The sequence below is a fragment of the Vibrio sp. 1401 genome, assembly GCF_033340295.1.
The window spans coordinates 1-927 of sequence record NZ_JAWOWF010000186.1; the positions used below are offsets into that span (position 1 = coordinate 1).

General features: G+C 51.6%; 1 protein-coding gene. It reads left to right on the top strand.

Annotation, left to right across the window (positions count from 1 at the left end; translation table 11 throughout):
• A partial coding sequence (locus tag R7Z77_RS24440) for a TRAP transporter large permease subunit (RefSeq protein ID WP_318136939.1) occupies positions 1-927 on the top strand: 927 nt, incomplete at both ends.

Sequence of the window (927 nt, forward strand, 5' to 3'; positions counted from 1 at the left end):
ATGTTTGCCTTCATGCCATATCGAATTCAATCCATCATGGAAAACACGGTGCTGATGGCTGTACCGCTGTTTGTTTTCATGGGGCTCGTGCTGCAAAAAACGAAGCTAGCAGAGCAGCTGCTGGAATCGATGGGGCGTCTGTTTGGTGGCGTCCGTGGCGGCATCGCAATTTCGACGGTGCTGGTGGGCGCTCTACTTGCGGCATCGACTGGCGTAGTGGGAGCATCTGTGGTGGCCATGGGGTTGATCTCTCTGCCTGTGATGCTCAAATACAACTATGACAAAGGCCTCGCGTGCGGAACCATTTGTGCTTCAGGTACGTTGGGGCAAATTATTCCACCTTCCATCGTACTCATTTTGCTCGGCGATGTGCTTGGCGTGCCAGTGGGAGATTTGTTCCAAGCGGCCGTGTGGCCGGGTATCGCGCTAGTGGGTACATACGTTGTTTACATCCTTATTTACGCCAAGCTTAACCCTGAAGCAGCGCAGCCGATTGAACGTGATGAGTCACTCAGCCGTAGGGAAGAAGTGATTAAGGCTCTGAAAGCTGTATTACCACCATTGGCGTTGATCATTGTTGTGTTGGGATCCATCTTCGCCGGTGTTGCAACGCCAACGGAATCGGCAGCACTGGGCGGGGCTGGGGCGATTGTTCTCGCCGTACTGTACAAGCAATTGAGTTGGTCAATGGTCTACGATGCGTCGAAAGAGACGGTTAAAGTGACCGCGATGGTGTTCGCGATTTTGCTGGGTGCGACGGCGTTCTCGATGGCGTTTACGTATACAGGCGGTGACTATTTGGTCGAAGAATGGATGTTGCAGATCCCGGGTGAGAAGTGGGGCTTCTTGATCATTACGATGATTGTGATTTTGATTCTGGGCTTCTTTATCGACTTCGTTGAAATCTGTTTCATCATCGTTCCTATT